Raw genomic sequence first — 18,541 nt, forward strand, 5'->3', positions numbered from 1 at the left:
TTTGAAATATCTTTGGTATAATACTGTTAAGTTTATTGTAAAAATTGGACTTTTTTTTACACACAAAAAAATTAAAGTTCATGGTACAGAAAACATCCCTAAAGAAGGTGCTATTTTATTTATTGGAAATCACCAAAACGCTTTAATAGATGCTATTATAATACCAACTACAACAACAAGAAACATTCATTTTTTAACACGAGCAAGTGTTTTTAAAATTAAAATAGTTGATAAAATTCTAAGATCTTTAAACCTCATCCCTGTCTATAGACTAAGAGATGGAAAAGAAAATATGGATAAAAATATTGCCATTTTTAACCAATGTTTTGAATATTTAAAAGCCAAAAAAGCGATACAAATTTTTGCCGAAGGTGAACACCACCTATTTAGACGTATTTTACCCTTAAAAAAAGGGTTTGCCCGTATAATTTTAGGAACACTTCAAAAATATCCAGATTTAGAAATAAAAATTGTTCCTGTTGGTATTAATTACGATTCTCATTTAAATTTCCCTTCAAGTGTTTCTGTATATTATGGAAAACCCATAGTTGCAAATCCTTATTTTAATACTGAAAAAATTGATCCTTCCTATAAACAGATTATTGATAAAGTTTCTTCTGAATTAAAACAACTTACAACTCATATAGAGGATACAGAAAAATATGATGAAATTATTGAACAATTAACAGATTTAAATGTTGATTTTTTAAATCCTATTGAAACCAACAATACCCTTAAAAACTTAAGCTCTAAAACCCCAGCTAAAAAAGTTAAAAAAGAAAAAATTAATTGGTTCACTCCTATTCATATTTTAACAAAAATAAACAGTTTTTTCCCCTTATTAATTTGGAGATATTTACAACCAAAAATAAAAGATATTATATTTACAAATACTTATAGATTTGCTTTAATTATGACTGTTTTCCCTCTATTTTATACCATACAAGCAGGCATAATAAGTGTTATTTTTAATTATAAATACGGACTAGCATATTTATTATTTTGTATAATTACAGGAATAATAACAACTAAAACAACTACAGTTACTCCATAATTGCATCTTGTATTACTTGTTGAATTTGTGTTCTAATATTAGAACGCACCAAACCTTTATTATCCATTGTTGGATATACCCTATTTGATAAGAACACATAGATAATTTCAGATTCAGGATCTGCCCAAGTATAGGTCCCTGTAAATCCACTATGTCCAAAACTCTCTTCTGAAACGCAACCACAAGTTGCTTTTACTTTTTCATTAAGTTGCGGCTTGTCAAACCCAAGACCTCTTCTAACTTTAAATTTCTCAAAATACCTATGGTTAAACTTGTCTACAGTTTCAGGTTTAAAGTAACGTTTTCCACCATAAAAACCTTTCTGCAAAAATAACTGCATTAGTTTAGCTACATCATTTGCATTAGTAAATAAGCCGGCATGCCCACCAATACCACCTTGCATTGCAGCTCCCATATCGTGCACATAACCTTGCACAAGCTGATTGCGGTAATAATTATCTTTTTCTGTTGGAACAATTCTAGATTTTGGAAATTTATGAATAGCCAAATACCCTGAATTATTAGCTCCAATAGCTTTATAAAAATGTTCTTGTGTTAATTCATCTAAATTTTCGCCATAGTAATTTTCAATAATATCTTTAAATATATAAAAAGTTAAATCACTATACTTATATCCTGGTTTTAAACGTTGTTCTGCTGTAGCTATTTTATTAAAAATAGAGTCTTTATAACTTTTAGTTAAATACAATTTTTCAGCAACTTCAAAAGGAAAATCTTCTGACCAAGTATCTCTATAATATTCTTTTGAAGGCTTACTTGTAACACTATCTAAAGTGCTAAAATAAAAAGGAATCCAAGCTTTTAACCTTGCATAATGCGATAGCAATTCTTTTACAGTTAAAGTATCTTTATTAGTTCCTTGAAATTGAGGCAATAAAGAACCTAAAGTACTTTCTAACTGCAATACTTTCTGCTCTTCTAACTCCATAATCAATGGCAATGAAGCTAATATTTTAGTCATAGAAGCTACATCATAAATATCACTATTTTTAACTTTTGTTTTCTTTTGATCTGTATGATAGCCAAAGCTCTTATTATAAACAACGGTTCCTTTTCTTGCAACTAAAACTTGTAAACCAGGCGCCATTTTATCTTTTATTACAATGGCTGCTAACGAATCTATTTTTTTTAAAACACGACTATCTAATCCCACCTCTTCAGGTATAGAGTAAGCCAATCTTTTTAATGAACTTGAATGTAAGCCGTGACCTTCAGAAAAAGATTTATTTATAGCAACAGGCAATTTTCCATTAGTTTCAAGAGCTCCAAAAATCATTTGTGCAGAAATTTCTTGAGACAATTTACTATTTTGATATGAAAGTAAAAGTCCGTCAATATTTTCAAAAGTTTTAATTTGCAATAAACTATAAGGACTTGCAAAAACATCTAAAATAACCTTATTAGTTCTAGCAATTTCTTGTAACCATACCAACTCGGTTTCTTTAAATTTATAACTTTTCCAAGGATTTGTATTTGATTTATGATATCCTACAATAACTAAATTATACTTTTTAAACTTTGTAATTAATCCGTATAAATTAGAAGACGAAACCACATCTACATTTGTATAATTCTTTAAATTCTCAACAAAATCAGCATTCTCACCATCACCCAATTTTACATAAGCAATTTTCTTTTTATCTAAATTCTGAATTGGAAAAATAAGAGATTCATTTTTTAATAAAGTAATCGAATTTTCAACCAATTTTCTATGAATTAATTCATTCTCAACCGTATTTAAATCTTCAAGTAAATTTTTAGTTTCAATAGGCTTATAGTTATTTAAACCCGCCCAATACTTTGTTTTTAATATTTTCCGAACTGATTCGTCTAAACGCTCTTCAGTAAGTTCACCCGACTCTAAGGCTTGTTTAAAACGGATAACAGTTTCTGGAATATTTAAAGGCACATCTAACAAATCATTCCCAGCAAGTATTGCTGCTAAATTAATCTCTTGAGGAGAATTAAAATCTGCAGATCCCTTCATATTAAGTGCATCTGTAATAATTAGCCCTTTAAAGCCCATTTTTTCTTTTAATAAACCTGTCACAATATTTTTTGATAAAGAAGATGGTAAATTTTTATTTGGCTCTAATTCTGGCACACTTAAATGCGCCACCATTACACTTCCTAAACCTGCTTCAAAATTTTGTTTATAAGGATATAGCTCTACCGAATCTAAGCGCTGTTTTGTAAAATCTACTGTTGGAAGTGTAAGATGAGAATCTGTTGCTGTATCTCCATGTCCAGGAAAATGTTTAGCACTTGCAAGTACTTTTTGACTTTGAAGCCCTAATGTAAATGCAGTACTTTTATCTGCAACCTGTATCGGATTCTCGCCAAAAGAACGATTTCCAATTATTGGATTTTCTGGATTTGTATTTACATCTACTACAGGTGCAAAATTCATATGAATACCCATACGGTTCGCATGTTTACCTACTTGTACTCCAAAAGCTGTAATTAACGAATTGTTTTCAACTGCTCCTAAAGTCATATTCCAAGGAAATCTATACGTATTTTTTAATCGCATATTCAATCCCCATTCTCCATCTATTCCAATTAATAACGGAATTTTAGATTGCGACTGATATTTATTTGTTAATTCTGCTTGTTTTAAAGGATTATCTTGAAAAAAAATAAGCGCACCAATATGGTACTTATCTATTAAATTCGAAATAAAATTTTCGTGGTACTTATCTTTATTTGAATAAGCAGCTACCATAAATAATTGTCCAATTTTTTCATCAATTGTCATATTATTTAATAAGGTATCTACCCATTTTTGTTGCGCTAAAGTATCTTTTACCAATAACGGATCTATACTTTGTGCATTTAAATATGTGCCGCAAAAAATTAAAGCTATTAAAACTGTTTTCTTTATCATTCCTAAAAATAGATGTAAAATATTTATAAAATTAGCTTACCAAAAAGCGTTTATGCCAACTTTTATCTGCAGTTACTTCCCAATTGTTTTCAAAATCTCCTTTAGTTGTTACTAAATTATTAAAAACAATAGTGTTTGTAGTAATTTTTTGTTCCTTAACATATTTTTGAAAATCTGCCATGCTAACTATGTTAATAGCATCACCATCTCTAAAAGAAACATTCAACTTATTTGTTAAATCTACTGAAAAAACATTTTCTAAATTCTTGATTAAATTTACAGATGCATCAATAGAACAACCTGAAACATTGTTAAAATTTTCATCTACAGCCAACACAATAAATTGATTGTATTTAATACAAAAAGATGCTTTTAAATCTTCTCCATGTCGTTGCCAACCTAAAACAAAATCGGCAGTTTTTTCATTTATAATTTCAACTTCATTATTAGTAAACGCTCTATTTGCTTGATAAATCCAAACTCTAGCATTTTTATCTAAATCTTCAAAATTAACGAACATATTTAAATTTTTTGATTGAATTTTTTTTGCAAATCGTCTAAGGTACTCTCTTTTTTATTGAAAAAAGTTTTTTCTTTAATTTGACTTAATACTTTTTTGGTATATAAAGGAAAATCTGCATTTTGTATCCAAGAATAATATCCTTTATCTTTCTTTAAAATATCAGCTACTTTTTGACCTTTATATTTTCCAAAAGTAAATATCTCTTCATTTTTATCATTGTACATAATAAACCCTGCAAAATCAGCTCTTTTATGATGTCTAGAATATTCATTTAAAAAATTAACATCATTTTCAAGGTCATCATATTTATCTAACTGAGCTTTTAAAATTTCGTAAGTAGCCATTGTATCAGCTTCTGCAGAATGTGCATTCTCTAGATCTTTACCACAATAAAATTTATAACCAGCACTTAATGTTCTTTCTTCTTTTTTATGAAAAATTACTTGTACATCAATTGCAACTCTATCTTTCATATCAAAATTCACATTTGCTCTTAACATTTCTTCTGCAAGCAACGGAATATCGAATCTGTTAGAATTAAACCCAGCTAAATCACAACCATCAATCATTTTACTAACTTCACCTGCCAATTCTTTAAAGGTAGGTTCTGTAACTACTTTTTCGTTAGTAATTCCGTGAATATCTGAAGACTCTTTAGGTATTTCCATTTCAGGATTTACCAACCAAGTTTTACTTTCTTTATTTCCGTTTGGAAACACTTTTAAAATAGAAATTTCTACAATTCTATCTTTTGCAATATTGATTCCTGTTGTTTCTAAATCGAAAAAAATAATCGGTTTTGTTAGCTTTAATTCCATAGTTATCTTAAAAAATATTAAGTTGTAAATATACAATTTGTAATTTACGATTTTAGGAATACCTGCACCGTTTTTTTAAACTTTTTAACAATATATTATACTTCGACAAGCTCAGTATGACACTTCGTTAATTTAAAATTCGTTATTAATTGTCAGTCTGAGCTTGTCGAGGACTCAATGTAAAAGACTTCATAAACTTTAAAATACTAATCTTTATAATTTTATTCTAAAAACATACTTCGACAGGCTCAGTATGACACTTTGTTAATTTAAAATTCGTTTTTAATGTCAGTCTGAGCTTGTCGAAGACTTACCGTATTGAGTATAATTTTTAGATAACCTTACCAACTTGTCAAATTCACCATTAATCAGTGCTTCTTTTTTAACTCTACTCCATCCTTTTAACTTTTTCTCAAAACCAATTGCTTGCTCTATATCATTAAAAGTTTGATTCCAAATTAAGGCTATTGGCCTTCTTTTAAATGTATAACTTTTAGAATCTAAACCTTCTTTATGCTCCATAATTCTTTTTTCTAAATTATTAGTAACACCAACATAGTACGAATTATCAGCACATTTTAAAATATAAACATCATACGTTTTCATAGCTTTATTTTAGGATAACATACTTCGACAGGCTCAGCATGACACTTATTAATTTAAAATTCGTTTTTAATGTCAGTCTGAGCTTGTCGAAGACTTACCGTATTGAGTATAATTTTTAGATAACCTTACCAACTTGTCAAATTCACCATTAATCAGTGCTTCTTTTTTAACTCTATTCCATCCTTTTAACTTTTTCTCAAAACCAATTGCTTGCTCTATATCATTAAAAGTTTGATTCCAAATTAAGGCTATTGGCCTTCTTTTAAATGTATAACTTTTAGAATCTAAACCTTCTTTATGCTCCATAATTCTTTTTTCTAAATTATTAGTAACACCAACATAGTACGAATTATCAGCACATTTTAAAATATAAACATCATACGTTTTCATAGCTTTATTTTAGGATAACATACTTCGACAGGCTCAGTATGACAATTCGTTAATTTAAAATTCATTCTTAATCGTCAGTCTGAGCTTGTCGAAGACTCAATGTAAAAGACTTCATAAACTTTAAAATACTAATCTTTATAATTTTATTCTAAAAACATACTTCGACAGGCTCAGTATGACACTTTGTTAATTTAAAATTCATTATTAATTGTCAGTCTGAACTTGTCGAAGACTCTCTGTAGTAGACTTTTCTTGTTAAGATTAAAATTTACTCATTCTCTAATTGATTCTTATAATTTTCAATTTCAATTTTATATTTTTTTGGCAGTTCTGGTTCTTTAAAATTGTATTGTTTTAAAGTTTTATAAATAGTTTCCGCAACAATTAAACGAGCTGTTGGTTTATCGTCTGCAGGAATTACATACCAAGGTGCATTATCTTTAGAAGTTTTATTTAATAAATCTTGGTAACAAAACTGATACTTATCCCAAAGCTTACGTTCTTTTAAATCTCCAGGTGAAAATTTCCAATTTTTTTCTTTTAAACGCAATCTGCGTAATAATCTATTTTTTTGCTCTTCTTTTGAAAGGTTTAAAAAGAATTTTAAAATAATAGTTCCATTATCAGAAATAAATTTTTCGAAATTATTTATTTCGTCCATTCTGTTATTGTAAAAATCATCATTTAAATCGTCTAAACTTTTTACTGTCGGTATTTTTTCTCCAAAAATATATTCTGGATGCACACGTGTTACCAATACATTTTCGTAATGTGTTCTGTTAAAAACACCTATTTTACCTTTAGCTGGTAATGCAATATAATGACGCCATAAATAATCGTGTTTTAACTCCAACTCCGTTGGAACCTTAAAACTGTGCACCACAACACCTTGCGCACTAACATTTTTAAAAACCTCTCTAATTAAACTATCTTTCCCGGAAGTATCCATGCCTTGTAAACAAATTAAAACGGCATATTTACCTTCGGCATACATTGCCTCTTGAATTTCACTTATTTTTTTTCTTATGGCTTTTAATTTCTTTTTAGCTTTTTTTTCTACTTCTTTAGTTTCTATTTCATTTAATTTTATAGTACCTGTTACTTTATATTTATTCATTTGTTTGTTTTTAATTTATCAATAAAATTATGAAATTATTTAATTATGAATTTGAATAACGCATTAATTTCAAAAAAATTTCAGTAAAACTTATGCTTTCTATTAAATAAAAAACTTGGTTGGTAATTTACATTACACTTAATAACCACTATACTTTGTAACTTCGTTGTCAACAATAATTTGTTTTAGCTTACAACTAAGTAAAACAATAATTACATAAAAAATTAACTTATGTATAAACATCTTTTTGGTCCAGTACCATCGCGTAGGTTGGGTATGTCCTTAGGAATTGATTTAATACCTAAAAAAGTTTGCTCCTTAAACTGTGTTTACTGCGAAGTAGGAAAAACGACTAACCTTACAACCGAAAGATTAGAATATGTGAAATATGACAGTGTAATTACTGAGTTAGAAAAATTTATGAGCAACAATCCTAAAATTGATTATTTCACTTTTTCAGGATCTGGAGAACCCACTTTAAACAGTAAAATTGGAGCTATTTTAAAATTTATCAAAAAAAAATATCCAAAAATTAAAACTGCAATTTTAACAAACGGAACCTTGCTTTTTGATAAAAACTTAAGAAAGGAATTGATGGATGCCGATGTTATTCTACCATCATTAGATGCTGCTAGTAAAGAGGTGTTTTTAAAAATCAACAGACCTTCAAAAAAATTAACTATTGAATCACATATACAAGGATTAGTAGATTTACGAAAAGAATACAAAGGTGAAATTTGGCTCGAAATATTATTTTTAAAAGGTTATAATGATTCAAAAAAGGAACTTAATTTATTAAAGGAAGCAATCCTTAAAATAAAACCAGATAGTATTCAATTAAACACTTTAGATCGCCCAGGAACAAGACAAGACTTAATTCCTTTAACAAAAATAGAATTACAAAAAATTAATGATTATTGGAAGTTGCCAAATGTTGAAATAATAGCCTCTCCAGATAAACGATCAAATATTGAATCGTACAACGGAAATATTGAAACAGCCATTTTAGAAACAATTGCAAGAAGGCCTTGTACATTAGATGATTTACATAGTTTTTTAGGCATCCATATAAATGAAATAAATAAGTATTTGGCAGGATTGGAAACAAATAATAAAATAGAAACTGTTAATCTAGAAAGAGGACTATTTTATGAATTAAAACATAAATAAATTGAATAATATATGGAATTAGTTTATAAAACACTGCTACACGCCATTATGATAACTGGATTTGTTTTTGTTATGATGCTGGTTATAGAATATATAAATGTACAATCAAAAGGTTTATGGCAAAAATTCCTTACAAAAAATAAATGGAGTCAATATTTAATTGCAGGTCTTTTAGGCGCAATTCCTGGTTGTCTTGGTGCATTTACAATAGTTGCTATGTATTCGCATAGGTTAGTTTCTTTTGGAGCATTAGTTACAACAATGATTGCTACAAGTGGAGATGAATCTTTTGTTATGTTTGCTTTAATTCCCGAAAAAGCCATTTTACTAACCTTAATTATTTTTGTAGTTGGAGTATTGGCAGGTTATATTACAGATAAACTTTATAAACCAACCAAAGCACTCGAACAAATTTCAACACATAAGCTTCCTTTACACAACGAACCCGATTGCAAATGTTTTGAAAAAGATAAAATTTGGTTCAATTTATTTCATCCATCTTTTCACCGAATTACAACAAGCATTATCATTTTAATACTCATAACAGGTGTTTCAACCGGAATAATCGCTGGAGGTTTAGAAATTTGGATGAAAATTTCAGTATTATTAGCATTTCTTTTTTCATTATTTATTGTAATTACTGTACCTAATCATTTTCTTAAAAAGCATATTTGGGCACATATTGTAAAAAAACATCTTCCCCGAATTTTCTTGTGGGTATTTGGAACACTTTTATTAATGCATTTTTTAATGAATTACATAGATGTTCAAGCTTGGATAACTTCTAATATGTTTGTAGTATTAATTATTGCAATTTTAGTAGGTTTAATTCCTGAATCTGGACCTCATTTAATATTTGTCACTCTTTTTGCTCAAGGTAGTATTCCTTTTAGTATTTTATTAGCTAGTTCAATATCACAAGATGGACATGGAATGCTTCCTATGCTTGCGGAATCTAGAAGAACATTTTTAGCTGTAAAAATTGTAAATATAATTTATGCTTTTATTGTAGGAGCATCAACTTTTTTATTAGGATTTTAAACTAAAAAAAACCATTCTCAATTTATGAGAATGGTTTTAAAATTTACTATTAATTAATTCTATTTCACCAAAGAACCTTCCATCACAGCTTTCACTACTTCTGGGTTTAATAAGGTTGAAATATCTCCTAAATTTGAAGTTTCATTTTCAGCAATTTTACGTAAAATTCTACGCATAATTTTTCCTGAACGCGTTTTTGGTAATCCTGTTACAAACTGAATTTTATCTAATTTGGCAATTGGCCCAATAGAACGTGCAATTAAATCGTTAATTTCACGACGTAAGAAATCTTCATTCTCAGGAAGTTCGTATACAATTACATAGGCATATAATGCATTTCCTTTAATATCATGAGGGAAACCAACCACTGCAGATTCTACAATATTACTATGTTCATTAATTACGTTTTCAATTGGAGCAGTTCCTAAATTATGACCCGAAACAATTACAACATCATCTACTCTACCTGTAATTCTATAATTTCCTTCTAAATCTCTAAAGGCTCCATCACCAGTAAAATATTTTCCTTCAAAAGCAGTAAAATACGTTTCTTTATAGCGTTGATGATTTCCATAAATTGTACGTGCAATAGACGGCCAAGGATATTTAATACACAACCTACCTTCCGCAGGGTTTGTATTTAACTCTTCGCCTTGTTCATCAACCAAACAAGGTTGAATACCCGGTAATGGACGTGTTGCAAAAGTAGGTTTTGTTGGTGTTACTCCTCCCAATGGAGAAATCATAATTCCACCAGTTTCAGTTTGCCACCAAGTATCAACAATTGGAGATTTTTGTTTTCCAATTTTCTCATCGTACCAGTGCCAAGCCTCTTCATTAATTGGCTCTCCAACTGTTCCTAATACTTTTATTGAACTTAAATCGTTGCGTTCAGTTAATTCATTTCCTTGTGCTGCCAATGCTCTAATTGCTGTTGGAGCAGTATAGAATTGATTCACTTTGTATTTTTCCACAATTTGCCAAAAACGACTGTAATCTGGATATGAAGGAACACCTTCAAACATTAAGGTAGTTGCACCTGCTGCTAAAGGTCCGTAAACTATGTATGAATGACCTGTAATCCAACCAATGTCAGCCGTACAGAAATATACATCACCTTGGGTATATTGGAAAACATTTTTAAAACTGTACGCTGTATGAATCATATAACCTGCACACGTATGTACCATACCTTTTGGCTTTCCTGTGGAACCTGAAGTATATAAAATAAACAACATATCTTCAGCGTCCATAACTTCGGCTTCACAAACATCATTTACTTTTGCTATTTCATCGTGCCACCAAATATCACGACCTTCTTTCATATTAATGTCTCCATTTACTCTATTCAATACAATAGCAGTTTCTATAGTTGGACACGTTTCTAATGCTTCATCAACTATTTTTTTGAAATCAACTGCTTTGCTTCCTCTAAAAACTCCATCAGAAGTTAATAATACTTTACATTCTGAATCGTTAATTCTTGTTGAAAGTGCTACCGCAGAAAAGCCTGCAAAAACAACTGAGTGTACTGCTCCTATTCTAGCACAGGCTAATAAAGCAATGGCTAATTCAGGAACCATTGGCATATACACACAAACTCTATCTCCTTTTTCAACACCATTATTTTTTAATACGTTTGAAAATTTACAAACTTCAGCATGTAATTCTTTATATGTGAAACTTCTATTAGCTTCATCTGGATTATTTGGTTCCCAAAGAATGGCAATATCATCACCCCGTTTATCCAAATGACGATCTAAACAATTTTCAGTAATATTTAATTTAGCACCTTTAAACCATTCAAATTTTGGTTTTTCCCAATCAAATTCAACAACACTATCCCATTTTTTATGCCACGTAAACGTATCTGCAATTTGTGCCCAAAAACCTTCTGGATCATTTACACTATGCTGATAAGATTTGTAATATTTAATAAACGAATCAACTTTTAAATCGGCTAAAGTTTGTTTTTCCTCTTCTGTAGCATGTTCATAAATACCAATTTTATGCAATTTGAATTCGTGCGTAATTTCATTTACAATTTCAGGGTCATCTATAGTTGAAGGAATGGTATATTCAATTCCATCGGCTATATTTCTTAATAATTTTCGAAGAATTTTTCCCGAACGTGTTTTAGGTAATCTTTGAACTAGTAATACTTTTTTTAAGGAAGCAACAGGCCCTATTTGTTTTCTAACTTCTTGAACAATTTTATATTCCAATTCAAAACTAGAAACATAATCACCAGATTTTAACACCACTAACGCTAAAGGAACTTGTCCTTTTAAAGCGTCTTCAATTCCAAAAACAGCACATTCAGCCACCGAAGGGTTTGAAGAAACCACTTCTTCCATTTCAGCAGTTGACAATCTATGACCTGCAACATTAATTACATCATCCACACGACCTGTAATAAATACATAGCCGTCCTCATCAATATAACCACCATCTCCTGAGAAATAATATCCTGGAAACTTCTTCAAATATCCATCAATAAATCGATCGGTATTTCCCCAAATATTTGCCAAGGTTCCTGGAGGTAATGGTAATTTTATATTAACCAAACCTTCTTCATTTGCTCCTAATTCTTTTCCATCAGCACCTAAAATTTGAATATTATAACCCCCAACTGGTTTTGCTGCCGAGCCTGGTTTTACTGGTAAAGGTTCAATCCCCATCATATTTGATACTATTGGCCAACCGGATTCTGTTTGCCACCAATGATCAATAACCGGAATTTCTAATTTTTCTTCTAACCATTGCAATGTTGCAGCATCGCAACGTTCACCTGCTAAAAATTGATATTTCAAACAACTTAAATCGTACATTTTTAGCAATTCTCCATCTGGATCTTCTTTTTTAATTGCACGAATTGCAGTTGGAGCCGTAAACATTACTTTTACATTATTTTCACTAATTATTCTCCAAAAAGTACTAGCATCAGGTGTTCTAATAGGTTTTCCTTCAAAAACGATTGTTGTATTTCTATTCAATAAAGGTGCATACACAATATAACTGTGTCCTACAACCCAACCAACATCTGAAGCTGCCCAAAATACATCACCTTCTTCAACTCCATAAATATTTTTCATTGAATATTTTAAAGCAGTTGCATAACCACCCGTATCACGAATGATTCCTTTTGGTTTCCCTGTAGTTCCTGAAGTATATAAAATATATAATGGGTCGGTAGAGTTCATTTCAACACAATCTACAGGCTTCGACTTTTTAACTAACTTTTTATAACTAATATAACGATCTGTTTTAGGATTTACAGCACCCAAATTACGCTTATAAACAATTACTTTTGTTGGTTTATGTTTTGCTAATTCAATAGCTTCATCAACCATAGGTTTATAGGCAATTAATCGATCAACTTCCATTCCAGAAGTAGCTGTAATAATAGCTTTTGGTTTACAATCATCTATTCTAATCGCTAATTCGTGTGGTGCAAAACCACCAAAAACTACTGAATGTATTGCACCAATACGCGCACAAGCTAACATACTAAAAACCGCATGCGGAATCATTGGCATATAAATAATTACAGTATCTCCTTTTTGAACACCTAAATCACATAATCCACCAGCCAAACGCTCCACTTGTGATTTTACATCATTATAAGAATAAGATACTTTTTGTTGTGTTACAGGAGATTCGTAAATAATAGCTTCTTGTTCTCCAAAACCATCTTCAACGTGTTTGTCTACCGCTAAATAACACATATTTAATTTTCCATCGGCAAACCAACGATCAATTCCAAATTCATCTTTTGATAAGATTGTCTCCGGATTTTTAAACCATTTTAATTCATTAGCTTGTTCTTTCCAAAATTTTTGAGGATCTTCAATACTGTAATTGTAATGCTTTTGATAATTCATTTTTTATTTATTTATTTGGTTTTTATTCTGAATTTCTTCAGAGATTAGTAGTTATTTATATATGTTTGTTTTACTTCATTTACATGTTTTTTTATTTAAAAAGGGTTTCAAATATATTTTTAGGTAATTGATTTAAAGCTTAACTCTATGTCATATTTTTTTAAAGAATATTCTTCATTATTACTAATAAGATTGAAATTTAACAATTTTATACATATATAGGTACATATTCTACATAAATATACCTATTTACTATATAAAACCAAATTTCAAGTTTAAAATGTCTCATTTTTTAAATCAAAAATTATTAAAACTTGTTGTTTTTTAAATTAGCTTAAGTTTTTAGAGCTAATTACATTTAACAATTTCTTAATATTTAAAGCTTAAATTACATATTTAATTATTTTCAACATTTAAATTCTTTTATTATAATAATTACAACGTTTTCGAACTTATCAAACAAACTACAACAATTTTTCACTATTTTTGTAAACATTCTATAATAATAACATTCTATATGATAAAACAAGGATTATACTTACCAGAATTTGAACATGAAAACTGTGGAGCTGGTTTTATATGCAATTTAAAAGGACAGAAAACAAACCAAATTATACATGATGCTTTAGAAATTTTAGTGAAATTAGAACATCGTGGAGGAGTTAGTTCAGATGGAAAAACAGGTGATGGAGCTGGGCTACTAATAGATATTCCACATACATTTTTTCAAAGAGTTTGTGAATTTGAATTACCTGAGCAAAGAGAATATGCTGTTGGAATGGTATTTTTCCCAAAAAACAAAAACCAATACCGCTTTTGTAAAGAAGAATTTGAAAAAGAAATTAAAAATCAAGGGTTAAATATATTAGGTTGGAGAAAAGTTCCTGTAGATTCTACTCAACTTGGTGAAATTGCTCTAAATTCAGAACCAACTATTGAACAAATATTTATCAGTAAAGATCCAGACTTAAAAGAGCTTAATTTTAAAGCAAAATTATACGCAGCACGTAAAATTGCAGAACATACTATTGCGGGTTCAAAAATGTCTGAAGCTTCGTATTTTTACGTATCTAGTTTATCTAATACTACTTTAATATACAAAGGTATAATTATGCCAGAAGATATTGGCCCATATTATACAGATTTACAACAACCAGATTTAGTAACTAGACTAGCACTTGTACATCAACGTTTTTCAACTAATACAATGCCTTCTTGGGAACTAGCTCAACCATTTAGGTATATGTGCCAAAATGGTGAAATAAACACTTTACGCGGAAACGTTAGTAGAATGCGTGTACGTGAGGAAATTATGAAAAGTGAGCTTTTTGGTGATGATATTGAAAAATTATTTCCTATAATATTACCTGGAAAATCAGATTCAGCATCTATGGATATGGTTGTTGAACTTTTAACTTTAAGTGGAAGATCATTACCTGAAGTTATGATGATGTTAATGCCTGAAGCTTGGGAAAAACACCAAACAATGTCTAAAGAACGTAAAGCATTTTACGAATATAATGCTTGCCTAATGGAACCTTGGGATGGACCTGCCTCTGTACCTTTTACAGATGGAGACTATATTGGTGCATTATTAGACAGAAACGGATTAAGACCTTCTAGATATACCGTAACAAAAAGCGGAAAATTAATAATGTCTTCAGAAATTGGTGTTGTTGATATTGAACCAGAAGATATTGAAAAACATGGTAGACTAGAACCTGGAAAAATGTTTTTAGTTGACATGAATGAAGGTAGAATTATTAATGATGAAGAAATAAAAGCTAAAATTGCCTCTGAAAGACCTTATAAACAATGGTTAGACGAAACAAGAGTTTTTCTAAAAGATGTTCCTAATAACAATGAAGAATGTCCAATTGAAACCTTAGATATTAAAACTCGTTCTAGATTATACAATTACACTATAGAAGATATTCAAGAAGTAATTACACCTATGGCACAAAATGGTAAAGAAGCCTTAGGTTCAATGGGTATTGATACTCCTTTAGCTGTTTTATCAGACAGACCTCAACTTATATCAAATTATTTTAAACAATTATTCGCTCAGGTAACCAATCCTCCTTTAGATGGAATTCGCGAAGAAATTGTAACAGATATTAGTCTTGCATTAGGAAAAGATAGAAATATTTTTAGCATTACTAAACGACAGTGTAAAAAACTTAGAATTCAAAACCCAGTTATTTCTAATAACGATTTAGAAAAAATTAGAAACATAAAAATTGGTGACTTTAAAGCAATAACCATTCAAATGCTTTACGTAAAAGAAAAAGGCGTAAATGGTTTAGAAGATGCTTTAGAAAATATAATTAAACAAGTTGCAGAAGCCGTAAGAAACAAAAATAATATTATTATTTTATCTGATAGAGGTGCTAATGAAGAAATGGCTCCAATACCAGCATTATTAGCTTGTTCTTATGTTAATCATCAAATGAATAGAATGCGTAAACGTTCTTATTTTGATATTATTATTGAATCTGCAGAACCTCGAGAACCTCATCAATTTGCAACTTTATTTGGTTATGGAGCAAGTGCTATTAATCCTTATATGGTAAACGAAATTATCCGTAACCAAGTAAAAGAAGGATTTATTACTGGTATGGATGAGCAAAAAGCCGTTGATAATTTTAATAAAGCAATTGGAAAAGGCTTATTAAAAATTATGAATAAAATTGGAATCTCTACATTACACTCTTACAGAGGTTCACAAATATTCGAAATTGTTGGTTTTAACTCTAAATTTGTTGAAAAATATTTCCCTTTTACAACTTCTAGAATTGAAGGTGTAGGACTGTATGAAATTGAAAAAGAAATTTCAGCACGTTACAACTACGCATATCCTAAAACATTAATTAAAAATAGACTCGGTTTAAATATTGGAGGACATTACCGTTGGAGACGTGGAGGTGAAAAACATATGTTTAACCCAACAACTGTAGCTAAACTACAACAAGCAGTTAGATTAAGCGATCAAAAAAGCTATAATGTATATGCTAAAACCGTAAACGAACAATCTGAACGTTTAATGACTATTAGAGGTTTGTTCGAATTTAACAATTACGACCCAATTCCAATAGATGAAGTAGAACCTTGGACAGAAATTGTAAAACGATTTAAAACCGGAGCTATGTCTTACGGGTCAATTTCTAGAGAAGCTCACGAAAATTTAGCCATTGCAATGAACCGTATTGGAGGAAAATCTAATTCTGGTGAAGGTGGTGAAGATAGAAAACGTTTCCAAAAAGATATTAACGGAGATAGTAGAAATTCTGCAATTAAGCAGGTAGCTTCAGGTCGTTTTGGAGTTACTTCGCATTACTTAACAAATGCTGAAGAAATTCAAATTAAAATGGCTCAAGGAGCAAAACCAGGAGAAGGTGGTCAATTACCTGGTGAAAAAGTACTTCCTTGGATTGCCAAAGCTAGAAATTCAACTCCTTTTGTTGGTTTAATTTCACCACCACCACATCATGATATTTATTCAATTGAAGATTTAGCTCAATTAATTTTCGATTTAAAAAATGCTAATAGAGAAGCACGTATAAACGTAAAACTAGTTTCTGAAGTTGGAGTTGGTACAATTGCAGCTGGTGTAGCAAAAGCTAAAGCCGATGTTGTATTAATTGCTGGTTACGATGGTGGAACTGGTGCATCTCCCCTAACATCATTAAAACATACTGGTTTACCTTGGGAACTTGGTTTAGCAGAAGCTCAACAAACTTTAGTAATGAATAATTTACGCTCTAGAATTGTTGTTGAATGTGATGGACAATTAAAAACTGGTCGTGATGTTGCTATTGCAGCTTTATTAGGTGCTGAAGAATTTGGTTTTGCAACCGCTCCTTTAGTAGCTTCGGGTTGTATTATGATGCGTAAATGCCATTTAAACACCTGTCCTGTAGGTATTGCAACTCAAGACAAAGAATTGCGTAAAAACTTTAAAGGAACACCAGAACATGTTATTAATTTCTTCTATTATATTGCTGAAGAATTAAGAGGTATTATGGCTCAGTTAGGTTTTAGAACAATGGATGAAATGATTGGTAAAACCCAAAAAATTAATGCAAATAAAGCCATACAACACTATAAAGCAAAAGGCTTAGATTTAACATCTATACTACATAGACCTGAAGGTTATAGTAAAATGCCTTTAAAAAATACGGAAAAACAAGATCACGAACTAGCAAACGTATTAGATTTTACACTTCTAAAAGATTCTCACAGAGCAATCTATAGAAAAGAAAAAACTACACTTAATTATCCTATCTGCAATATGAACCGATCTACTGGTGCAATTGTAAGTAACGAAATTTCTAAAATTTATGGTCATTTAGGCTTACCAGAAGACACCTTAAATATAAACTTTACTGGGTCTGCAGGACAAAGCTTTGGAGCTTTTGGAGCGCCAGGTTTAACATTTACAATTGAAGGTAATACCAATGATTATTTAGGAAAAGGACTCTCTGGAGCTAAACTAATTATTAAAAAACCTGAAAAAGCAAACTTTATAGCAGAAGAAAATATTATAATTGGTAATGTTTGTCTATTTGGAGCCGTTAAGGGTGAAGCTTATATAAACGGAATTGCCGGTGAACGTTTTGCTGTTAGAAACTCTGGAGCAACTACAGTTGTAGAAGGTGTTGGAGACCACTGTTGTGAATATATGACAGGAGGTAAAGTAGTTGTACTTGGTAAAACAGGAAGAAACTTTGCTGCAGGTATGAGTGGTGGTATTGCTTATGTATACGATCCAAACGATAAATTCACAAATGGATTGTGTAATACTGAAACCATAGAGTTTGAAGCAATTGAAAAAGAAGATGCAACTGAATTAAAAGCATTAATTGAAAAACACGTACTATACACTAATAGTAACAGAGGTAAAGAATTATTAAAAAATTGGGAAAAAAGCTTAAACAATTTTGTTAAAGTAATGCCTATAGAATACAAACGCGCATTAAAGCGCTTAGAGACTGAAGAAGAAATGTTTGAAGAATTAACAGCATAAAAAA

11 protein-coding genes are annotated in these 18,541 nt (G+C 30.2%); 4 read left to right on the forward strand and 7 right to left on the reverse strand.

Translation table 11 applies throughout. The annotated features are described in order from the left end of the window. Position 1 precedes the first annotated feature (1 nt). Positions 2–1,054 carry a lysophospholipid acyltransferase family protein gene (locus tag MHL31_RS05540; protein WP_240228084.1) on the forward strand — a complete coding sequence of 351 codons (1,053 nt, stop codon included), beginning with the start codon at positions 2–4 and terminating at the stop codon, positions 1,052–1,054. Here the strand turns inward: MHL31_RS05540 and MHL31_RS05545 are convergent. The 6 genes from MHL31_RS05545 to MHL31_RS05570 all read right to left on the reverse strand — a co-directional run bounded on the left by MHL31_RS05545 (position 1,044) and on the right by MHL31_RS05570 (position 7,416). Then, positions 1,044–3,962 (reverse strand): glycoside hydrolase family 3 N-terminal domain-containing protein, encoded by a 2,919-nt coding sequence (locus MHL31_RS05545; RefSeq protein ID WP_240228085.1) that lies wholly within the window; start codon positions 3,960–3,962, stop codon positions 1,044–1,046. The two genes, MHL31_RS05540 and MHL31_RS05545, sit on opposite strands and share 11 nt — an antisense overlap. A gap of 31 nt (positions 3,963–3,993) precedes the next feature. Further along, positions 3,994–4,482: an ABC transporter ATPase gene (locus MHL31_RS05550; protein ID WP_240228086.1), complete on the reverse strand. Its 489-nt coding sequence runs from the start codon at positions 4,480–4,482 to the stop codon at positions 3,994–3,996. 2 nt (positions 4,483–4,484) lie between these two features. After that, a complete protein-coding gene (locus MHL31_RS05555; protein ID WP_240228087.1) occupies positions 4,485–5,303 on the reverse strand; it encodes a 3'-5' exonuclease in 819 nt (272 codons plus the stop codon). 288 nt (positions 5,304–5,591) lie between these two features. After that, on the reverse strand, positions 5,592–5,909 hold the full coding sequence (locus MHL31_RS05560; protein ID WP_240228088.1) for a GIY-YIG nuclease family protein: 318 nt from the start codon (positions 5,907–5,909) through the stop codon (positions 5,592–5,594). Between the two features lie 72 nt (positions 5,910–5,981). Continuing rightward, positions 5,982–6,299, reverse strand: coding sequence for a GIY-YIG nuclease family protein (locus tag MHL31_RS05565; RefSeq protein ID WP_240228089.1), 318 nt, complete (start codon positions 6,297–6,299; stop codon positions 5,982–5,984). A 268-nt stretch (positions 6,300–6,567) separates the two neighbouring features. Further along, entirely contained in the window at positions 6,568–7,416 is an 849-nt protein-coding gene (locus MHL31_RS05570; RefSeq protein WP_240228090.1) for a PPK2 family polyphosphate kinase, read from the reverse strand. Positions 7,417–7,647: 231 nt separating this feature from the next. On the opposite strand from MHL31_RS05570, the gene MHL31_RS05575 reads away from it, so the two are divergent. Both MHL31_RS05575 and MHL31_RS05580 read left to right on the forward strand, forming a co-directional pair. Further along, positions 7,648–8,586 (forward strand): radical SAM protein, encoded by a 939-nt coding sequence (locus tag MHL31_RS05575; RefSeq protein WP_240228091.1) that lies wholly within the window; start codon positions 7,648–7,650, stop codon positions 8,584–8,586. Between the two features lie 12 nt (positions 8,587–8,598). Next, positions 8,599–9,627 carry a putative manganese transporter gene (locus MHL31_RS05580; protein WP_240228092.1) on the forward strand — a complete coding sequence of 343 codons (1,029 nt, stop codon included), beginning with the start codon at positions 8,599–8,601 and terminating at the stop codon, positions 9,625–9,627. A gap of 59 nt (positions 9,628–9,686) precedes the next feature. Here MHL31_RS05580 and acs read toward each other — a convergent pair whose 3' ends face one another. Beyond that, positions 9,687–13,511, reverse strand: coding sequence for an acetate--CoA ligase (acs, locus tag MHL31_RS05585; protein WP_240228093.1), 3,825 nt, complete (start codon positions 13,509–13,511; stop codon positions 9,687–9,689). Between the two features lie 517 nt (positions 13,512–14,028). On the opposite strand from acs, the gene gltB reads away from it, so the two are divergent. Next, positions 14,029–18,537, forward strand: a complete 4,509-nt coding sequence (gltB, locus tag MHL31_RS05590) for a glutamate synthase large subunit (protein WP_240228094.1) — start codon at positions 14,029–14,031, stop codon at positions 18,535–18,537. Positions 18,538–18,541: the final 4 nt, after the last annotated feature.

The sequence above is a fragment of the Lutibacter sp. A80 genome, assembly GCF_022429645.1.
Lineage (GTDB): Bacteria > Bacteroidota > Bacteroidia > Flavobacteriales > Flavobacteriaceae > Lutibacter.

What these genes read in the sequence shown, in the direction of transcription:
- MHL31_RS05570 (WP_240228090.1), bottom strand. Translation starts at nt 7,416, where the DNA reads ATGAATAAATATAAAGTAACAGGTACTATAAAATTAAATGAAATAGAA.
- MHL31_RS05560 (WP_240228088.1), bottom strand. Translation starts at nt 5,909, where the DNA reads ATGAAAACGTATGATGTTTATATTTTAAAATGTGCTGATAATTCGTAC.
- gltB (WP_240228094.1), top strand. Translation starts at nt 14,029, where the DNA reads ATGATAAAACAAGGATTATACTTACCAGAATTTGAACATGAAAACTGT.
- MHL31_RS05545 (WP_240228085.1), bottom strand. Translation starts at nt 3,962, where the DNA reads ATGATAAAGAAAACAGTTTTAATAGCTTTAATTTTTTGCGGCACATAT.
- MHL31_RS05580 (WP_240228092.1), top strand. Translation starts at nt 8,599, where the DNA reads ATGGAATTAGTTTATAAAACACTGCTACACGCCATTATGATAACTGGA.
- MHL31_RS05575 (WP_240228091.1), top strand. Translation starts at nt 7,648, where the DNA reads ATGTATAAACATCTTTTTGGTCCAGTACCATCGCGTAGGTTGGGTATG.
- MHL31_RS05565 (WP_240228089.1), bottom strand. Translation starts at nt 6,299, where the DNA reads ATGAAAACGTATGATGTTTATATTTTAAAATGTGCTGATAATTCGTAC.
- acs (WP_240228093.1), bottom strand. Translation starts at nt 13,511, where the DNA reads ATGAATTATCAAAAGCATTACAATTACAGTATTGAAGATCCTCAAAAA.
- MHL31_RS05555 (WP_240228087.1), bottom strand. Translation starts at nt 5,303, where the DNA reads ATGGAATTAAAGCTAACAAAACCGATTATTTTTTTCGATTTAGAAACA.
- MHL31_RS05550 (WP_240228086.1), bottom strand. Translation starts at nt 4,482, where the DNA reads ATGTTCGTTAATTTTGAAGATTTAGATAAAAATGCTAGAGTTTGGATT.